A 17,122-nucleotide genomic window follows, 5' to 3' on the forward strand; every position below is an offset into this window, starting at 1 on the left:
GGCCTTTTTTGTGGACGATCGGCCTCAGGGCCTCAACTCCAGGAGATCGATGGTGGGGCGTACACCGAGACGGGCAGGCACCCCCACCAGCCCGACGCCCGGGGTCACCAACAAACGCCCGGCCGGTGTGTCGTAGAGTCCATTCCAGCGGCCGCTGGCGCTGTTGGTGTGGCGCAGCCACCAGGGTGAAAAACCAGGTATCCAGAGCTGGCCACCGTGGGTGTGCCCCGCCATGGCCAGAAAAACGGCTCCGGGCGGCAGAAGATCTTGCGTATCGGGCTGGTGAAACAGCGCCAGGCGGGGTGGCCCCTCTGCGGTCATGGCCGCTGGCGCAGGCCACAACTGGCGAATGTCCTGGCGTGGCCGGCCACCCCACAGATCGCTCAAGCCCACGAGCTCCCAGCCGCGGATCGTCACGCGCTCCCCATCGATGAGCCGTACGCCATGGGCACGCAGCGCCTCGCGCAGGGGCTCGGTCAGCGCCGGCCCTGGCGCGCCAGTGTCGTGGTTGCCCAGCACGCCATACACAGGGTGACGCAGCGCCGCCAAGGGCGCCAGCCCACCGCGCAGATCCAGCGGCGGTTCATGCACCCAGTCGCCGGCCACCAGCACAGCGTCCACGTCCAAGGCATTGAGTCGGGCAACCAGGCGGCGCAGGTCGCCTTCGCGCACGAACAGGCCCCAGTGCAGATCGGCCACCAAGGCGAGCCGCAGCGGCGATGCACCAACAGGTGCACCAGACACCATGGTGGTGCGTTCGCGCAGCCACAGCGGCTCCACCAGCGAAGCCCAGAGCCCCATCAGCACAAAACCAGCCCCCAAAGTGGGCACCAACCGGCGCCAGCCCGTGGTTTGGCAGACCCGCAAGACCAGCCACCCCAGCAGGAACGGTCCCGCGATGCGAGGCCCCCAGTACAGGCCTAGCATCACCAGATTGCGCAGATAGTGGCCCGGGGTGTGCCAGCGTCCACCGTAATCCCAGAGCGAGACGGCCAGGGTCAACACCATGGCCGCCCAGAACAGGCGGCGGCTCCAGACCAGGACCGGAGTGACCACGCGGCCGGGCGCGCTCAGGTGCGCCGCAACGCGGGGAAGAGGATCACGTCACGGATGCTGGGGCTGTCGGTCAGCAGCATCATCAGGCGATCGATACCGATGCCACAGCCACCGGCCGGCGGCATGCCGTATTCGAGCGCGCGCACATAGTCGGCATCGAAGAACATGGCCTCGTCATCGCCGGCATCTTTGTTGGCGACCTGGGCATGGAAGCGTGCGGCCTGGTCTTCGGCGTCGTTCAGCTCGGAGAAGGCGTTGCCGAACTCACGACCGGTGATGTAAAGCTCGAAGCGTTCGGTCACCTCGGGCCGGGCATCGTTGGCGCGTGCCAGCGGCGAAATCTCGGTCGGGTGGTCCATGATGAAGGTCGGGTTCCAGAGCTGCTCTTCGACCTTCTCTTCGAAATAGAGCACCTGCAGGCCGGCCACCGAGCGCGACGAGAGCTGGTGTTTGTCCTCGCTCAGGCCCAGCTTCTTGAGCTGCGCGATCAGCCAGACCGGATCGTCCACGCCGGCCTCACCCGCGTCGGTGTACTTGAGGATGGCTTCCCGGATCGTGAGGCGTTCGAACGGCGAGAACACGTCCACAGGGCGCCCCTGATAGCTCAACGGCGTATCACCGTGCACCTTCTGCACCACGTGGCGAATGAGTTGCTCGTTGAAGTCCATCAGATCGCGGTAGTTCCAGTAGGCCGCGTAGAACTCCATCATGGTGAACTCGGGGTTGTGGCGGACGCTGATCCCCTCGTTGCGGAAGTTGCGGTTGATCTCGAACACCCGCTCGAAGCCACCCACCAGCAGGCGCTTGAGATACAGCTCGGGCGCGATGCGCAGGAACATTTCCTGGTCGAGCGCATTGTGGTGCGTGACAAAGGGCTTGGCGTTGGCACCGCCAGGAATCGGGTGCAGCATGGGCGTTTCGACTTCGAGGAAGCCGTGCGACACCATGAAATCGCGGATGCTCGACAGCGCCTGGCTGCGCGTGACGAAACGGCGCCGTGCGGCCTCGTCGGTCATCAGGTCCACGTAGCGCTGGCGGTACTTGATTTCCTGGTCCTGCACGCCGTGGAATTTGTCGGGCAGCGGACGCAGGCTCTTGGTCAGCAGGCGCACGCTGTCGGCGTGCACGGTCAGCTCGCCGGTGCGGGTGCGCATCAGTTTGCCTTCGGCCGCAACGATGTCCCCCAGATCCCAGTGCTTGAAGGCATCCAGAGCGGCTTCGCCGACACTGTCCTTGTTCAGGTAGATCTGGATGCGCCCACCGCTGGCACCGAGCGAGCCGTCCTGCAAGGTGGCAAAACAGGCCTTGCCCATCACGCGTTTGAGCATCATCCGCCCGGCAATCCGGGCGCGAATCGGGCTGCTTTCCAGCGCCTCGGCGGTGGTGTCCCCGTGGAGCGCAAACAGCGTGGCGGCGTTGTCTGCCGGCTGGAAATCGTTGGGGAAGGCCACGCCCTCGCCACGCGCCTGCGCTTCACGCAGGCCCTTGAGTTTCTCCCGGCGTTCGGCGATGAGCTGGTTGTCGTCGGCAGCGGGCGTGGCAGGAGCGTGTTCGGTGGTCATGGTGATGGGCAAGAAAAAAGCGGGCTGCGCCACCAGGGCGCAACCCGCTATTGTAATTTTTCGCGAAGACGGTGCCTCGCGAAGGCCGTCTCAGTGGCCCAGATAGGCCTCGCGCACACGGGGATCGACCAGCAGATCCTTGCCCTGACCGGTCATGGTGATCTCGCCCGAGTCCATCACATAGCCCCGATCCGCGATCTGCAGCGCGCGCTGGGCGTTCTGCTCGACCAGCACGATGGTCACCCCCTGCGCCGACACGTCGCGCACGACTTCGAAGATCTTGTCCACCATGATTGGTGACAACCCCATTGACGGTTCGTCGAGCAGCAGCACCTTGGGCTGGCTCATGAGGGCGCGGGCCATGGCCAGCATCTGCTGCTCGCCCCCCGACATCGTGCCAGCGAGCTGGTCCTTGCGCTCCTTCAGGCGCGGGAAGATACCGAACATGCGGTCAATGTCCTGCTGGATACCGGCCTTGTCCGAGCGGATGTAGGCGCCCATCAGCAGGTTTTCGGTGATGGTCATGCGAGTGAAAACGCCGCGCCCCTCGGGCACCATCGCCAGCCCCTGTTTGACCAGGTCCCACGCGCCGCGGCCTTTGATGTTCTGGCCCAGGTACTCGATGCTGCCGCCTTCGATGCCCAGCGACCCGGTGATCGCTTTCATGGTGGTGGTCTTGCCGGCGCCGTTGGAGCCGATGAGGGAGATCAGCTCGCCCTCGCGCACCTCCATGTCGACGCCCTTGACGGCCTTGATGCCGCCATAGGAAACCTTCAGGCCACTGACTTTCAGGAGAGTGTTTGCCATGTTCTTGTGTCCTTGATCAGTGTCCGCCCGTACCCAGATAGGCTTCGATCACCTTCGGGTCCTTCTGCACTTCGGCCGGGGTTCCCGACGACAGCTGCTTGCCGTAGTCGAGCACCGTGACACGGTCGCACAGCCCCATCACCAGCTTCACATCGTGCTCGATGAGCAGGATGGTGCGGTTGTCGTTGCGAATGCGGTCAATCAGCTCGCGCAACTGCACTTTTTCGGTCGCATTCATGCCGGCGGCCGGCTCATCCAGCGCGATGAGCTGCGGATCGGTGGCCAACGCACGGGCAATTTCCAGGCGGCGCTGGTCACCGTAGCTGAGCGTGCGCGACTTGTACTCGGCAAACTTGGCAATGCCCACGTAGTCGAGCAGCTCCTTGGCCCGCGCGCGGATTTCAGCCTCTTCCTTCTTGAAACCGGGCGTGCGCAGCACAGCACCGATCAGGCCCGAGCGTGTGCGCACGTGTCGGCCGACCATCACATTTTCCAGCGCGGTCATCTCGGGAAACAGCCGGATGTTCTGGAACGTGCGGGCGATACCGGCTTTGGCCACCTCGTGCACGGCGGTCGGCGTATAGGGCTTGCCGGCCAGCTCGAAGCTGCCGCTGTCGGGCGTGTACAGCCCCGTCAGCACGTTGAAGAAAGTGGTCTTGCCAGCGCCGTTGGGGCCGATCAGGCCATAGACCTGGCCACGCTGGATTTCGATGCCCACACCGCTCAGGGCCTGCAAGCCCCCGAAGCGCTTGGACACATTGGCGACTTTGAGAATGGTTTCACTCATGATGCATTGCCCCTTATTTCGCCAGCGACTTGCCGTGTTCGGGCGAAGGCCACAGGCCCTTGGGACGCAAGAGCATCACCACCACCATGGCCAGCGCGATCAGCAACTGGCGCAGGATTTCCGGGCCGAGCCGGCCACCGGTCAACTCGGTCAACGGGTGCGCCACATGCCGCAGCACTTCAGGCAGGCCAGCCAGCATGAGGGCCCCCAGGATCACGCCCGGAATGTGGCCGATGCCGCCGAGCACCACCATGGCGACCACCATGACGGATTCCATCAGCGAGAACGATTCCGGTGAGACAAAGCGCTGGAACGAAGCGAACAAGACGCCCGACATACCGCCAAAAGTGGCGCCCATGCCGAAAGCCAGCAGCTTGAGGTTGCGGGTGTTCAGCCCCATCGCCTTGGCGGCGATTTCGTCCTCGCGCACGGCCATCCAGGCGCGGCCGATGCGCGAATCTTGCAGGCGGTAGGACAGCACCACCGCGAGCAGCACGAAGAACAGGAACAGGTAGTAGTACAGCGTCACCGGCTGGAAGGTGTAGCTCCAGTCTCCCAGGGACAGCGTGTGCCGCTGCCCCATGTTGAAGCCGAACACCGTGAGCGGATCGATCTGGCTCAGTCCCTTGGGGCCGTTGGTGATGTTGATCGGACGGTCGAGGTTGAGCAGAAAAATCCGGATGATTTCACCGAACCCCAGCGTGATGATGGCCAGGTAGTCGCCCCGCAGCTTCAGCGTGGGCGCCCCCAGAATCATGCCGACCACCCCGGCCACGACCGCCGCGATGATCATCACGAGCCAGATGCTCAGGTGCAGGCCCTCGGGAAACATGGCCTTGATGGCGGGGAATGTGTCGGCCAGGTGCGGCGACGCCAGCAGACCGTAGAGGTAGGCGCCCACCGCAAAAAAAGCGATATAGCCCAGATCCAGCAGGCCGGCATAACCGACCACGATGTTCAGGCCCAGCGCCAGCAGCACGTACAGCAGGGCGATGTCGACGATGCGGGCCCAGGAGTTGCTGCCGGTGGCCTGCAGCAGCACGGGCACCGCAAGCAGCACGATGGCTGCAATGATGAAAGTGGCCAGCTTGGCGGGTTTGATGTTGCTCATGCGTTGTCTCCCGCGGTATCAGGCGCGATCGGCCACACGCTCGCCCAGCAGGCCCGAGGGGCGCAGTGTGAGCACCAGAGCCAGCACGATGAACGCAAAGATGTCCACATACTGGCTGCCCAGGAAGCCCCCGGTCAGGGCACCGAGATAGCCCGCCCCCAGCGCCTCGATCAGCCCCAGGGCAATGCCACCGACCACCGCACCGGCGAGGTTGCCAATGCCCCCCATCACCGCCGCGACGAACGCCTTGAGCCCAGGCATGAAACCCATGGCGTGCTGCACCGTGCCGTAGTTCGACGCCCACATCACACCGGCAATCGCCGCAAGCATGGCGCCGATGATGAAGGTGGCCGAAATCACCACATCAGGCCGGATGCCCATCAGAGCGGCCACACGCGGGTTTTCGGCGGTGGCGCGCATGGCCCGGCCCAGACTGGTCTTGTTGACCAGGTACATCAGGGCTGCCAGGGTGATGGCGGTCGTGGCCAGGATGGTGATCTGCGTCACCGAGATCACGGCCCCTCCGATGTGGATCGGCTCGCGCGAGAGCATCGATGGATAGGGTTTGGGATTGGGCGCCCAGATGATCATGGCCAGCGTCTGCAACAGGAGCGACATGCCGATGGCCGTAATCAGCGGCGCCAACCGCGGTGAATTGCGCAGTGGCCGGTAAGCCAGTTTTTCGATCGTGAAATTCAGCGCGGCGCAGACCACCATCGCGATCATGGTGGCGACCAGAAGGATCAGCCAGCCGGGCAGACCGGCCCAAGCTTCCGCCATCCAGCCGATGAGCGTCCAGCTGGTCAACGCCCCCACCATCAGCACCTCCCCGTGCGCGAAGTTGATGAGGCCAATGATCCCGTAGACCATCGTGTAGCCCAGCGCCACCAACGCATACATACTGCCCAGAACCAGACCGTTGATGATCTGCTGCAGCAAGATATCCATGAAGTTTCTCCGTGTTTTTGACAGGCCGGGACGTTACTCGGCATGCGGTTCGCGGACCATTGTGCGGTCCGGAGCCCCGTGTACAGCCCCGCTTCAACTTAGCAAAAAACCCGCCAGGGTCGGACTGCGAACAGGCCGATTGGCGGGTTGGCGGGCGGATTTTAGCCAAGCCCCAAGGTGCCCCAGATGGGTGCAAGCCCTTATGCGACGCGGGTTTACCCGCAATTCAGGGGATCTGTGATGAGGCCATCAGCCTAACAAGCACGTCATTAGTTTTTTTGATCATTCAGACGCTTAAGCTCTCTAAGCTTATCGCCAATGCGGATTTCCAGCCCCCGATCGACCGGCCGGTAGAACGCGGTGGACGGCATTCCGTCGGGCAGGTAGCGTTCTCCGGCCGCAAAACCGCCCTCTTCATCGTGCGCATAGCGGTAGCCCTTGCCGTAGTCCAGTGCCTTCATCAGTTTCGTCGGTGCGTTGCGCAGATGCATCGGCACCGGCCGGGTGCCGTCCTTCTTGACGAAGGCCTTGGCTTCGTTGAATGCCTTGTAAACCGCGTTGGATTTGGGGGCCACCGCCAGATAGACCACGCATTCGGCCAGGGCCAATTCCCCTTCGGGGGAACCCAACCGCTCATAGACCTCGGCAGCGTCCAGCGCCAGCCGCAAGGCACGCGGATCGGCCAGGCCGATGTCTTCGGCCGCCATGCGGATGAAGCGGCGCGCCATGTAGCGCGGATCGGCACCGCCGTCGAGCATGCGCACGAACCAGTACAGGGCGGCATCGGGGTCCGAACCGCGCACGCTTTTGTGCAGCGCGCTGATGGTGTCGTAGAACTGCTCGCCTCCCTTGTCGTAGCGGCGCATGCGTTCGCCGAGCACGCGCAGCAGCCAGGCATCCGTCACCTCGGCGAGCTTTTCACGGTCTGCCGCCACCGCCAGGGTTTCGAGCGTGTTCAGAAGGCGGCGTGCATCGCCATCGGCATAGGCGATGAGCCGGTCGCTAGCGGCCGCTTCGATGGCCGGCACCGCGTTGATCGCCTGCGCGCGGGCCAGCAACTGGCGCAGGTCGTCCTCAGCCAGGGGCTGCAGCACGTAGACCGCAGCCCGCGAGAGCAAGGCGGAATTGACTTCAAACGAAGGGTTTTCGGTCGTCGCACCGATGAAGGTGAAAAGGCCGCTTTCCACGTGGGGCAAAAAGGCGTCCTGCTGGCTTTTGTTGAAGCGGTGCACCTCGTCGACAAACACGATGGTGTGCTGGGCCTGCAGACCCTCGCGTGCGCGCTGCGCCAGCTCCACCGCTTCCCGGATCTCCTTGACGCCCCCCAGCACCGCGCTGATGGTGATGAACTGGGCATCGAAGGCGTCGGCCATCAGCCGTGCGATGGTGGTTTTGCCCACGCCCGGGGGGCCCCACAGAATGCAACTGTGCGGTTGACCGGATTCGAACGCGAGCCGCAGCGCCATGCCTTCGCCGAGCAGGTGGCGCTGACCGATCACTTCGCCGAGCGATCGCGGCCGCAGGCGCTCGGCCAGCGGGACATGCGGGGACACAGGGGTTCGCGCCACGGGCAACGGCGGTGTTCAGGGGCGGATCACGTCGGCCCCCGCAGGCGGGGTGAAACGAAACTTTTCGGCCTTGAGCGCGGTATTGGCCTGCCACTGGCTGAAGGTCAGCACCGATTGCTGCCCCAGGCTGTCGGCGATGTCGAGCACCGCGACCTGCCCATCGCGAAAGCCCACGCGCACGCGTTCGATCTGGCCATCGCGGGCGCGCGGCCGCGCCTCCAGCCAGTTCATGCCGTCCTGTGCCGGCAGGGACTTGAGATCGAACACCGTTGACAGGGTTTTGATGTCGGTGCCGCCGGCAATCAGCGCGGCGGGCGTGCTGCCCAGCACGTCCTGCTGCTTGCGCGCCGTGACCTGGTTCAGATCGACGTCGTGCAGCCAGAGCGTCTGCCCATCGGCGACGATGGTCTGCTCGAACGGCTTGGTGTACTCAAAGCGGAACCGCTGTGGGCGCAAAAACTCGAACCGTCCGCTGGACGTCCGGGTCCGCGCGCTTGGCTCGCCCTCGCGTTTGGGCGAAGTGACCACCTGGGTGAAGTTCGCCTGCGCGCTGCGCACGTCGCGCAGAAAGGCTTCCAGGTCCTGCAGGCCATCGGCCCGCGCGGACAAGCACAGAAAAAAAGTGGTGGCCAGTGCCAGCAAGGGTTTGATCATGGGTTTTCCGATTCACGAAGGCCCGGCAAGTTTCCCGCGCGGGCGGCTGGGCGCGCCGGTAGGCCCGCAGGAACGCCCATCACTCGCCTCGCGAGGCCACCAGAATGTCGCGCTGGCCACTGGAGGTCAGCGCGCTCACCAAACCGGCATTCTCCATGTCTTCGAGCAAGCGGGCCGCGCGGTTGTAACCAATCTTGAGCTTGCGCTGCACGTAGGAAATGCTGGCCTTGCGGTCTTGCAGCACGATGGCCACCGCCTGGTCGTACAGCGGGTCTTTTTCACCCCCCTCACCGCCTTCGCCCAGCAGGTCACCCCCTTCGCCGTCACCGCCCACGTCCAACACACCGTCGATGTAATTGGGCTCGCCCCCCTGTTCTTTCAGGTAGGCCACGACGCGATGCACCTCGTCGTCGCTGACGAAAGCGCCGTGCACGCGCGTGGGAAAACCCGTGCCCGACGGCAGGTAGAGCATGTCGCCCATGCCCAGCAGCGCTTCGGCACCCATCTGGTCGAGGATGGTGCGGCTGTCGATCTTGCTGCTGACCTGGAACGACAGGCGGGTCGGGATGTTGGCCTTGATCAGCCCGGTGATCACATCCACACTGGGCCGTTGCGTGGCCAGGATGAGGTGAATGCCGGCCGCGCGCGCTTTCTGCGCCAGACGCGCGATCAGTTCCTCGATCTTTTTGCCCACCACCATCATCAGGTCGGCCAGTTCATCGATCACCACCACGATGTGCGGCAGCCGCTCCAACGGTTCGGGCTGCTCGGGCGTGAGGCTGAAGGGGTTGCCGATGATCTCGCCACGCGCATGCGCCTCGTCGAGCTTGGCATTGAAACCCGCCAGGTTGCGCACGCCCATCTTGCTCATAAGCTTGTAGCGCTTCTCCATCTCGGCCACGCACCAGTTCAGGCCATTGGCTGCCTGCTTCATGTCGGTCACCACCGGGCACAGCAGGTGCGGAATGCCTTCATAGACGCTCAGCTCCAGCATCTTGGGATCGATCAGCAGCAGGCGCACGTCCTTGGCATCGGCCTTGTAGAGCAGCGACAGGATCATGGCGTTGATGCCGACCGACTTGCCCGAACCGGTGGTGCCAGCCACCAGACAGTGCGGCATCTTGGCCAGGTCGGCCACCACCGGCAGACCGGCGATGTCCTTGCCCAGCCCCATGGTCAGCAGGCTCTTGGCATCGTGATAGACCTGCGAACCGAGGATTTCGCTGAGCTTGATGGTCTGCCGCTTGGCGTTGGGCAGCTCCAGCGCCATCAGGTTCTTGCCCGGAATCGTCTCGATCACGCGGATCGAGACCAGCGACAGCGAGCGGGCCAGATCGCGGCTGAGGTTGACGATCTGCGAGCCCTTCACGCCGGTGGCTGGCTCGATTTCGTAGCGCGTGATCACCGGGCCCGGCGCGGCCGCCACCACGCGCACTTCGACCCCGAAGTCCTTGAGCTTCTTCTCGATCAGTCGGCTGGTCATTTCCAGCGTCTGGGCATCGACCCCGGGCTGGTGCAGGGGAGCACCGTCCAGCAGGTCCACCTGCGGCAGCTTGCTGTCGGGCATTTCCACGAACAGGGGCTTCTGTCGTTCCTTGGCGACCCGTTCGCTCTTGGGCACCTCGACCAGCGTCGGCTCGATCACCACCGGCATCGGATGGTGTTCTTCGTTCTCCACACGCTCGACCGCCACCACCTCTTCACGGGCACGTGCCGCCTGTTCGCCGATGCGCTGGTCTTCCACGGCTTCACGCCGCTCGCGCCGCGCTTCGAACCAGCCGTAACACCAGGCACCCAGCCCTTCGGCCCAATGCGCCCACGAGAAGAGAAACACGCGAGGCAGGCACACCACCAACACGGCCAGCATCAGCACCGCAGAGCCGTTGAAGCCCAGCACGTGGGCCGCGATGTCCCCCAGCGCCATGCCCAACACGCCCCCCGCCGGACCGGGCAGCAAGGCCTCGTACCGGTACAGGCGCTCGTATTCCAGCACCGCGCTGCTCAACAGCAGGAGCAACAGGCACACCCAGAACACCGGGCGCCCTTGCCACCAGCGCAACCATGCGGGCAACGCCGGCGCCGACTCGGCCGAATCAGCGGCGCCCTGCTGCCCGCGAATCCACTGAGCCAGGACGGACAGCCAGGCGCGGAGCCCGGCCAAAAACGCCCACCACACCGAAAAACCCAGCAGGTAATAACCGCCATCGGACAGCACGGCCCCCAGTTGCCCGCCCCAGTTGGCGAGCGCGTCGTGGGTTCCGGTGGTGCTCCAGGCGGGATCGGCCGGGTTGTGGCTCAGCAGCGCCAGCCCCCAGAACAGCAGGGCTGCCGCACCGAATACCAGCCCGATTTCCTGGGCAAAGCGGGCCACCCCGGTGGGCTCCTGATGCGCCCGATCACCGTTGAGGGTGTTGATGGAATAGGTCATGAAACGAACCGTCAGCTTGGACGCCCCCGCATGGGGGCTCAACTCGGTCCGAGCTTACCCCAGACAACCCGTCGATCCCGTTTCAATGCGCTCAAATCCGCGCACCGTCGCCAGCGCGTTGCCAGACCGGCGGCGACGTCAGCCCAGCGAGGTCAGGCGTTCCTTGATGACGGTGCTGCCATCCGCCCCCAGCTCGATGAAGCCCCGGTCTTCCAGATCTTTCATGACCCGGCTGACCATCTCGCGCGACGCGCCGATCATCTTGGCCACGTCCTGGCGCGACACCCGCTCCTTGATCACGAGCTGCCCGTCGCGGTCCGGCTGGGCAAATTCGAGCAGCGCACGGGCCACCCGACCATACACGTCCATCAGGGCCAACGACTCGATCTTGCGGTCCGCGTGGCGCAGGCGCTGTACCAGCCCCTTCATGATGGCGTAGGCCATGGAGGTGTTTTCCGGCAGGCAGCGGGCAAATTCCACCCGGCCCAGGATCAGCACGTCGGTCTGCACCTCGGCCCGCACCGAGGCCGAATGCGGCTGGTTATCGATCAGGCTCATTTCGCCGATGTAATCCCCGGGGCTCATGGTCGCCAGGATCACCTCGCGTCCGCGGGTATCGGTGGTCACGACGCGCGCCCGACCAGTCAGGACGATCGCCAGGAAGTTGGACTTCTTGCCTTGCTCCACGATGACCTCGCCGCGCTTGTACCGGCGCTTGACCACGGCGTCGGCCACAGACTCCGCCTGCGCCTGCGTCAGGGTGGAGAACAGCGGAACGCGGCGGATCAGGTCGAGATTGGACAGGATGGACATGCGTGTATTCCTTCGATGGAGAAGCTGGCGAAACGCGCTTTCTTACAATGGGCCGAATCTGGTTGATGGGCCCGCTCTACCGGTCCTTCGACGGCAATGCACACACTCTAAACCAACCCGATCCCTGCCCACAGAGGGCGAAACACCATGAAGCATACAAAAGTCCTCATTCTAGGATCTGGCCCCGCGGGATACACCGCTGCCATCTACGCCGCCCGCGCCAACCTCCAGCCGCTGCTCGTGACCGGCATCGCCCAGGGCGGCCAACTGATGACCACCACCGAAGTGGACAACTGGCCCGCCGACGTGCATGGGGTGCAAGGCCCGGAGCTCATGCAGCGTTTTCTGGAGCACGCCGAACGCTTCAAGACCGACATCGCCTTCGACCACATCCATACCGTGGACCTGTCGAAACGGCCGTTCGTGCTCCAGGGCGACAGCGACACCTACAGCTGCGACGCCCTGATCATCGCCACAGGTGCTTCGGCCAAGTACCTGGGCCTGCCCTCCGAAGAGGCCTTCATGGGCAAAGGCGTGAGTGCCTGCGCCACCTGCGACGGCTTCTTCTATCGCAACCAGGAAGTCGCCGTCATCGGTGGCGGCAACACCGCGGTGGAAGAGGCGCTCTACCTGTCGAACATCGCGAGCAAGGTCACGCTCGTGCACCGGCGCGACACCTTCCGGGCCGAGGCGATCATGATCGACAAGCTGATGGACAAGGTCCGTGAAGGCCGCATCGAACTGAAACTGCACAGCGTGCTCGACGAGGTGCTGGGTGACACCAGCGGCGTGACCGGTGTGCGCCTGAAGAACGCGCAGTCCGGCGCCACCGAAGATGTGGCGGTCAAGGGCTGCTTCGTGGCCATTGGTCACAGCCCCAACACGGCGCTCTTCCAGGGGCAGCTGACGCTCAAGGACGGGTACATCGTCACGCAGTCGGGCCTCAACGGCATGGCCACCATGACCAGCGTTCCGGGCGTCTTCGCCGCCGGCGATGTGCAGGACCATGTGTACCGACAGGCCATCACCAGTGCCGGCACGGGATGCATGGCGGCCCTCGACGCACAGCGCTTTCTCGAAAGCGCCTGAGCCCCATACGCCTGACACCGTGCTGGCACAGCCAGCGTGCCAGGCGCACCGCAGCCACGACCGGACACCTGTGGCGGAGAACCGCCGGCGTTGCCCTGCGGGCGCAATGGCGCCATTGGTCGGGCAGCTGGCATCTGGTCTCGCGAGCATCTATAATGGTGGGCTTTGCTGCAAAGAGCTCTTTGGGCCGTGCAATGCAAATACCGGGTTACCGCCACCCTTCTGGCGAGGTGAGGCTCCCACCGCACGGGTGGCAGCCGTTTGAAAAATCGGAGTGTCCTCATGGCACGCGTCTGCGACGTCACGGGCAAGAAGCCCATGGTCGGGAACAACGTTTCCCACGCCAACAACAAAACCAAGCGCCGGTTCCTGCCGAACCTGCAATACCGCCGTTTCTGGGTCGAAAGCGAAAACCGCTGGGTGCGCCTGCGCGTGTCGAGCGCTGCCCTGCGCCTGATCGACAAGAACGGTATCGAAGCGGTGCTCGCCGACCTGCGCGCACGCGGCCAAGCTTAAGGAGTCCGGACCATGGCAACCAAAGGCGCACGCGAGAAGATCAAGCTGGAATCCACCGCTGGAACCGGTCACTTCTACACCACCACCAAGAACAAGAAGACCACGCCCGAGAAGATGCTGATCAAGAAGTTTGATCCGGTCGCTCGCAAGCACGTGGACTACAAGGAAATCAAGCTGAAGTGATTCGGCCTGTGTCCCAACAAAAAAGCCGCTGTCCCAGCGGCTTTTTTGTTGCCTGAGGGCTCAGACGTCGAGATACTGATCCAGTCCGACGGGCGAGCGGACCCGTCGTGCAGCCAGAGTTTCAGCCCGGATGCGGCGATTTTTCTCCAGCATCTCCGGCGTGACATACCCCCGGCCGTGGTCGAGGTGCAGGCAGGTGGTGGAATAGCGGATCTTTCGGGGCTTGAGGCCCAGGTGGCACAAGCGATCACCGAATTCGCAGTCCTCGCCGCCATACTGCATGCGCTCATCAAAACCATTGACCGCCAACGCGAACTCCTTGTAGCAGGACGCGTTGTGCCCGTTCCAGGTGCTGCGCGCCGGACTCATCCGGTTGAGCCAGTCGCCCCAGGCCCCACGGGCGTTGACCTTGAGGGTCTTGAGCGAGCGGCGCAGGCCGTGGGCCGTGAGCCAGGCCAGGTCAAACACCTGCCCGGAGACGATCTCCTCGCGCCCGATGCGCTCACTCAGCGCCATGGGCAGCTTGACGTACCCCCCCGACAGAAAAGTGCCCCTATCGGCAAAAGCCAGGTGCGTCTCGACAAAGTCGGGCCGGGGAATGCAGTCGCCATCCGTGAAGATCAGGTACTCGCCTTCGGCCTGGACAATGGCCTTGTTGAGGATGCGGCATTTCTGGAAGCCTTCGTCCGGCTGCCAGACATGCCGCACCGGAAACGGCAGTTGCGGCCGCAATGCCTCGATGAGCTGACGGGTTTCATCGCGCGAACCATCGTCGGCCACCACCACCTCAAAACCGCGATGCCGCTGTACCGAGAACCCCCACAGCACTTTCTCGAGCCAACGCGGATGGTTGTAGGTCGTGAAGATGACCGACGTTTTCATGAAGAGGTGCCCCGGATGCCCATGCCTGGTCGCGCCAGCAGGATCATGGCGACCGACAGGCTCATCATCACACCATAGTTGTTGGTACCCGTGTTGGTATCGGTGATGCTCATCAGCACATGCAGCACACCCAACCCCAGCAGTCCGATGGCCGCGAACCGGTTCCAGCGGCGCGCCACCCAGGCGCTGGCCAGAAAGGCGGCCATGAAACTCAGCGTACTCATCAGCCCCAGCACCCCATGGTCCAGCATGCCGTTGAGGTATTCGCTGTGCACGTGGATCTGGCGTTTCATCTCTTCGGAGCCCACCTCGTCGGCCCATGCCTGGATGAAAGCGATGCGCTGGGCTCGGCCATAGCCCAGCCAGGGCTGTTCCTGGATGGCACGCACCGCGTGTTGCCAGAACTGCAAGCGCACACCCACCGACGAATTCACATAGTTGGCATCGCGATCCCCCGCGAGCGTGGCCACCGCTTCATCCACCGCCATGTCCAGGCGCTGCAGGGGCACTTCCACCACCTTGGGCAGCAGTACGGCCACCACCGAGGACAGCGCCACCACCAGCATCGCCAGCTTGATGGCCGACAGCAGCCTTTGCGACCAGGGACGGGCACTGCAGATCCACGCTCCCCAGAACACCGAAATCACCAGCCAGGGCACCACCAGATACGCCCCTCGCGCGCCCGTGAGCAGCACCGACAGCAGGAACAGCGCCGCACTGCCAGCCATCACGCCCAGTTCGCGCCCACTCGCGCCCAGTCGCAGCAAGGCGATCTGCACAAAGGCGAACATGACCAGCCCGCCCGCCCAGTTGATCCGGTTCGAGGGCGTTTCCACCCCCCAGTAGGCATGGGCACCGCTCACGGCCAGCCCCACCACCGCCGCCGCCAGCAAGGTCCAGCGCAACGCGTCGGCATCCACCCCACGGGGTCGCACCGAGCGCACCAGCAGGTACACCGCACAGGCTGACAGCCCTACACGCATCTCGAAATGGCGCGTGCCGATCGGGTCGTCCCAATAGAGCACACCCGCCAGCTTGCAGGCCACCCCCGCCAGACAGAACCCCAGCCAGACCCGCGCCACCCGCCAAGCCCCCTCATCCCCCGGCTCGCCATGCGAACGCCAGTCGCGAAGCCAGGCCCAGCCGCCCCAGACCACCAGCATGAGCCAGAGCACGCCACCCATTTTGGTATTGGCTGGCGTGAGCGCCAGCAACACCAGCACAACCAGCCAGGCGATCAGGCTCACCGGCTGCAACCACCGCCCTTGCTGCAATTGCCCTTCCATGCCTGGCATCGACCGCGCAACCGGAAACCGCGCTCAGTGCGCGGCGGCGGCCACATGGGCATCGGGCTTGACCGCCTTGAGCAGGCGCATCATGGTGGTTTCGATCCGCGCCAGCGCCTCGGGGGAATGCCCTTCAAAGCGCAGCACCAACACCGGTGTCGTGTTCGACGCCCGGATCAGGCCGAAACCATCGGGCCAGTCCACCCGCACACCATCGATGGTTGACAGGCGTGCCGGCGCCGCCAGCGCCGGATCCGATGCCGCCAGCGTGGTCAAGCGGTCCACCACGGCGTGAGGCTCGCCCTCGGCGCAGGCCACGTTGAGTTCCGGCGTGCTGTGGCTCGTCGGCAAGGCTTGCAGCACCGCGTTGGCGTCCGGTTGGCGACTCAGGATTTCAAGCAGGCGGGCGCCCGCATAGGAGCCGTCGTCAAACCCGTACCAGCGCTCCTTGAAAAAGATGTGGCCACTCATCTCACCGCCCAGCGGGCTGTCGAGTTCCTTCATCCGGGCCTTGATCAGGGAGTGGCCGGTCTTGTAGATGTGCGGCACACCACCGGCCGCCTCGATGGCCGGCGCCAGCCGCTGGGAGCATTTCACGTCGAACAGGATGTGCCCTCCGGGCACCCGCGACAGCACATCCTGCGAAAACAGGATCATCTGGCGGTCGGGAAAGATGTTCTCACCGTCCTTGGTCACGATGCCCAAGCGGTCGCCATCGCCGTCGAAGGCCAGCCCGAGCTCCGCATCCGTCTCGCGCAAGGCGCGCTGCAGGTCCACCAGGTTCTCCGGCTTGCTCGGGTCGGGATGGTGGTTGGGAAAGTGCCCATCCACCTCGCTGAACAGCTCGGTGACCTCGCAACCCAGGGCCCGGAACAGCGCTGGCGCCGTCGCCCCCGCCACCCCATTGCCGCAGTCCACCACCAGCTTCATGGGGCGTGCCAGCTTCACGTCGCCCACGATGCGGTCGCGATAGGCGGCCTCAACGTTCACGTGACGCACACGTCCGCCGTCCGCCAGCATCCACGATTCGGCTTCGATCATCTGGCGCAAGGCCTGGATTTCGTCGCCGTAGATGGCCTTCCCGGCCATCACCATCTTGAAGCCGTTGTAATCCTTGGGGTTGTGGCTGCCCGTCACCTGGATGCCGCTGCGACACAGCGTGTTGGCCGCAAAGTACAGCATGGGCGTGGTAACCATGCCCACATCGATCACGTCGATGCCCGCCGCCACCAGCCCACGCACGAGTGCAGCGGCCAAGGCCGGGCCGCTCAGACGGCCATCCCGGCCGACGGCGACCGTAAGCTCCCCTTGGGTTCGCGCCACGCTGCCAAAGGCCTTGCCCAACGCTTCGGCCACCTGTTCGTTCAGGGTGGAGGGGACGATACCCCGGACATCGTAGGCCTTGAAGATCGAAGCAGCGACTTGCATGAAC

16 protein-coding genes are annotated in these 17,122 nt (G+C 64.5%); 3 read left to right on the forward strand and 13 right to left on the reverse strand.

The window, feature by feature from the left end; all coding sequences use genetic code 11:
• Nucleotides 1-24: 24 nt before the first annotated feature.
• The 10 genes from QQK43_RS04900 to QQK43_RS04945 all read right to left on the reverse strand — a co-directional run bounded on the left by QQK43_RS04900 (nucleotide 25) and on the right by QQK43_RS04945 (nucleotide 11,734).
• Entirely contained in the window at nucleotides 25-1,056 is a 1,032-nt protein-coding gene (locus QQK43_RS04900; protein WP_234266755.1) for a metallophosphoesterase, read from the reverse strand.
• A gap of 14 nt (nucleotides 1,057-1,070) precedes the next feature.
• Entirely contained in the window at nucleotides 1,071-2,618 is a 1,548-nt protein-coding gene (gene lysS / locus QQK43_RS04905; protein WP_234266756.1) for a lysine--tRNA ligase, read from the reverse strand.
• A gap of 90 nt (nucleotides 2,619-2,708) precedes the next feature.
• Entirely contained in the window at nucleotides 2,709-3,425 is a 717-nt protein-coding gene (locus QQK43_RS04910; protein WP_234266757.1) for an ABC transporter ATP-binding protein, read from the reverse strand.
• A gap of 16 nt (nucleotides 3,426-3,441) precedes the next feature.
• The gene (locus QQK43_RS04915) at nucleotides 3,442-4,212 is read right to left on the reverse strand and encodes an ABC transporter ATP-binding protein (protein WP_234266758.1); all 771 of its coding nucleotides are present in this window, start codon (nucleotides 4,210-4,212) and stop codon (nucleotides 3,442-3,444) included.
• Between the two features lie 13 nt (nucleotides 4,213-4,225).
• Nucleotides 4,226-5,323 (reverse strand): branched-chain amino acid ABC transporter permease, encoded by a 1,098-nt coding sequence (locus QQK43_RS04920; RefSeq protein ID WP_234266759.1) that lies wholly within the window; start codon nucleotides 5,321-5,323, stop codon nucleotides 4,226-4,228.
• An 18-nt stretch (nucleotides 5,324-5,341) separates the two neighbouring features.
• A complete protein-coding gene (locus tag QQK43_RS04925; RefSeq protein ID WP_284306901.1) occupies nucleotides 5,342-6,271 on the reverse strand; it encodes a branched-chain amino acid ABC transporter permease in 930 nt (309 codons plus the stop codon).
• A 269-nt stretch (nucleotides 6,272-6,540) separates the two neighbouring features.
• Complete coding sequence (locus QQK43_RS04930; protein WP_284306902.1) at nucleotides 6,541-7,824, reverse strand: replication-associated recombination protein A; 1,284 nt, start codon at nucleotides 7,822-7,824, stop codon at nucleotides 6,541-6,543.
• 30 nt (nucleotides 7,825-7,854) lie between these two features.
• On the reverse strand, nucleotides 7,855-8,493 hold the full coding sequence (gene lolA, locus QQK43_RS04935; protein ID WP_234266762.1) for an outer membrane lipoprotein periplasmic chaperone LolA: 639 nt from the start codon (nucleotides 8,491-8,493) through the stop codon (nucleotides 7,855-7,857).
• Nucleotides 8,494-8,572: 79 nt separating this feature from the next.
• Entirely contained in the window at nucleotides 8,573-10,921 is a 2,349-nt protein-coding gene (locus tag QQK43_RS04940; protein WP_284306903.1) for a DNA translocase FtsK, read from the reverse strand.
• A 138-nt stretch (nucleotides 10,922-11,059) separates the two neighbouring features.
• Nucleotides 11,060-11,734 carry a Crp/Fnr family transcriptional regulator gene (locus tag QQK43_RS04945; RefSeq protein WP_234266764.1) on the reverse strand — a complete coding sequence of 225 codons (675 nt, stop codon included), beginning with the start codon at nucleotides 11,732-11,734 and terminating at the stop codon, nucleotides 11,060-11,062.
• Between the two features lie 147 nt (nucleotides 11,735-11,881).
• Here QQK43_RS04945 and trxB point away from each other — a divergent pair, with 147 nt between their 5' ends.
• The 3 genes from trxB to rpmG all read left to right on the forward strand — a co-directional run bounded on the left by trxB (nucleotide 11,882) and on the right by rpmG (nucleotide 13,522).
• On the forward strand, nucleotides 11,882-12,823 hold the full coding sequence (trxB, locus tag QQK43_RS04950) for a thioredoxin-disulfide reductase (RefSeq protein WP_234266765.1): 942 nt from the start codon (nucleotides 11,882-11,884) through the stop codon (nucleotides 12,821-12,823).
• Between the two features lie 282 nt (nucleotides 12,824-13,105).
• Nucleotides 13,106-13,339 carry a 50S ribosomal protein L28 gene (gene rpmB, locus QQK43_RS04955; protein WP_234266766.1) on the forward strand — a complete coding sequence of 78 codons (234 nt, stop codon included), beginning with the start codon at nucleotides 13,106-13,108 and terminating at the stop codon, nucleotides 13,337-13,339.
• 12 nt (nucleotides 13,340-13,351) lie between these two features.
• Nucleotides 13,352-13,522: a 50S ribosomal protein L33 gene (gene rpmG, locus QQK43_RS04960; RefSeq protein WP_234266767.1), complete on the forward strand. Its 171-nt coding sequence runs from the start codon at nucleotides 13,352-13,354 to the stop codon at nucleotides 13,520-13,522.
• A gap of 60 nt (nucleotides 13,523-13,582) precedes the next feature.
• On the opposite strand, the gene QQK43_RS04965 is transcribed toward rpmG, so the two are convergent.
• Genes QQK43_RS04965 through QQK43_RS04975 form a run of 3 tightly spaced genes read right to left on the reverse strand, consistent with a single transcriptional unit; the run spans nucleotide 13,583 to nucleotide 17,118 of the window.
• The gene (locus QQK43_RS04965; RefSeq protein ID WP_234266768.1) at nucleotides 13,583-14,404 is read right to left on the reverse strand and encodes a glycosyltransferase family 2 protein; all 822 of its coding nucleotides are present in this window, start codon (nucleotides 14,402-14,404) and stop codon (nucleotides 13,583-13,585) included.
• Nucleotides 14,401-15,690, reverse strand: coding sequence for an O-antigen ligase family protein (locus tag QQK43_RS04970; protein ID WP_234266769.1), 1,290 nt, complete (start codon nucleotides 15,688-15,690; stop codon nucleotides 14,401-14,403). Before QQK43_RS04970 ends, QQK43_RS04965 begins: the two co-directional genes overlap by 4 nt.
• Nucleotides 15,691-15,723: 33 nt before the next feature.
• Nucleotides 15,724-17,118 (reverse strand): phosphomannomutase/phosphoglucomutase, encoded by a 1,395-nt coding sequence (locus QQK43_RS04975; RefSeq protein ID WP_284306904.1) that lies wholly within the window; start codon nucleotides 17,116-17,118, stop codon nucleotides 15,724-15,726.
• Nucleotides 17,119-17,122 lie beyond the last annotated feature (4 nt).

This window comes from Hydrogenophaga electricum (assembly GCF_030160815.1).
GTDB lineage: Bacteria > Pseudomonadota > Gammaproteobacteria > Burkholderiales > Burkholderiaceae_C > Hydrogenophaga > Hydrogenophaga electricum.

Bases quoted from the DNA above. Each gene is read 5' to 3' on its own strand.
- lysS (WP_234266756.1), bottom strand. From the start codon at position 2,618: ATGACCACCGAACACGCTCCTGCCACGCCCGCTGCCGACGACAACCAG.
- QQK43_RS04910 (WP_234266757.1), bottom strand. From the start codon at position 3,425: ATGGCAAACACTCTCCTGAAAGTCAGTGGCCTGAAGGTTTCCTATGGC.
- QQK43_RS04915 (WP_234266758.1), bottom strand. From the start codon at position 4,212: ATGAGTGAAACCATTCTCAAAGTCGCCAATGTGTCCAAGCGCTTCGGG.
- QQK43_RS04920 (WP_234266759.1), bottom strand. From the start codon at position 5,323: ATGAGCAACATCAAACCCGCCAAGCTGGCCACTTTCATCATTGCAGCC.
- QQK43_RS04925 (WP_284306901.1), bottom strand. From the start codon at position 6,271: ATGGATATCTTGCTGCAGCAGATCATCAACGGTCTGGTTCTGGGCAGT.
- lolA (WP_234266762.1), bottom strand. From the start codon at position 8,493: ATGATCAAACCCTTGCTGGCACTGGCCACCACTTTTTTTCTGTGCTTG.
- QQK43_RS04940 (WP_284306903.1), bottom strand. From the start codon at position 10,921: ATGACCTATTCCATCAACACCCTCAACGGTGATCGGGCGCATCAGGAG.
- QQK43_RS04945 (WP_234266764.1), bottom strand. From the start codon at position 11,734: ATGTCCATCCTGTCCAATCTCGACCTGATCCGCCGCGTTCCGCTGTTC.
- trxB (WP_234266765.1), top strand. From the start codon at position 11,882: ATGAAGCATACAAAAGTCCTCATTCTAGGATCTGGCCCCGCGGGATAC.
- rpmB (WP_234266766.1), top strand. From the start codon at position 13,106: ATGGCACGCGTCTGCGACGTCACGGGCAAGAAGCCCATGGTCGGGAAC.
- rpmG (WP_234266767.1), top strand. From the start codon at position 13,352: ATGGCAACCAAAGGCGCACGCGAGAAGATCAAGCTGGAATCCACCGCT.
- QQK43_RS04965 (WP_234266768.1), bottom strand. From the start codon at position 14,404: ATGAAAACGTCGGTCATCTTCACGACCTACAACCATCCGCGTTGGCTC.
- QQK43_RS04970 (WP_234266769.1), bottom strand. From the start codon at position 15,690: ATGGAAGGGCAATTGCAGCAAGGGCGGTGGTTGCAGCCGGTGAGCCTG.
- QQK43_RS04975 (WP_284306904.1), bottom strand. From the start codon at position 17,118: ATGCAAGTCGCTGCTTCGATCTTCAAGGCCTACGATGTCCGGGGTATC.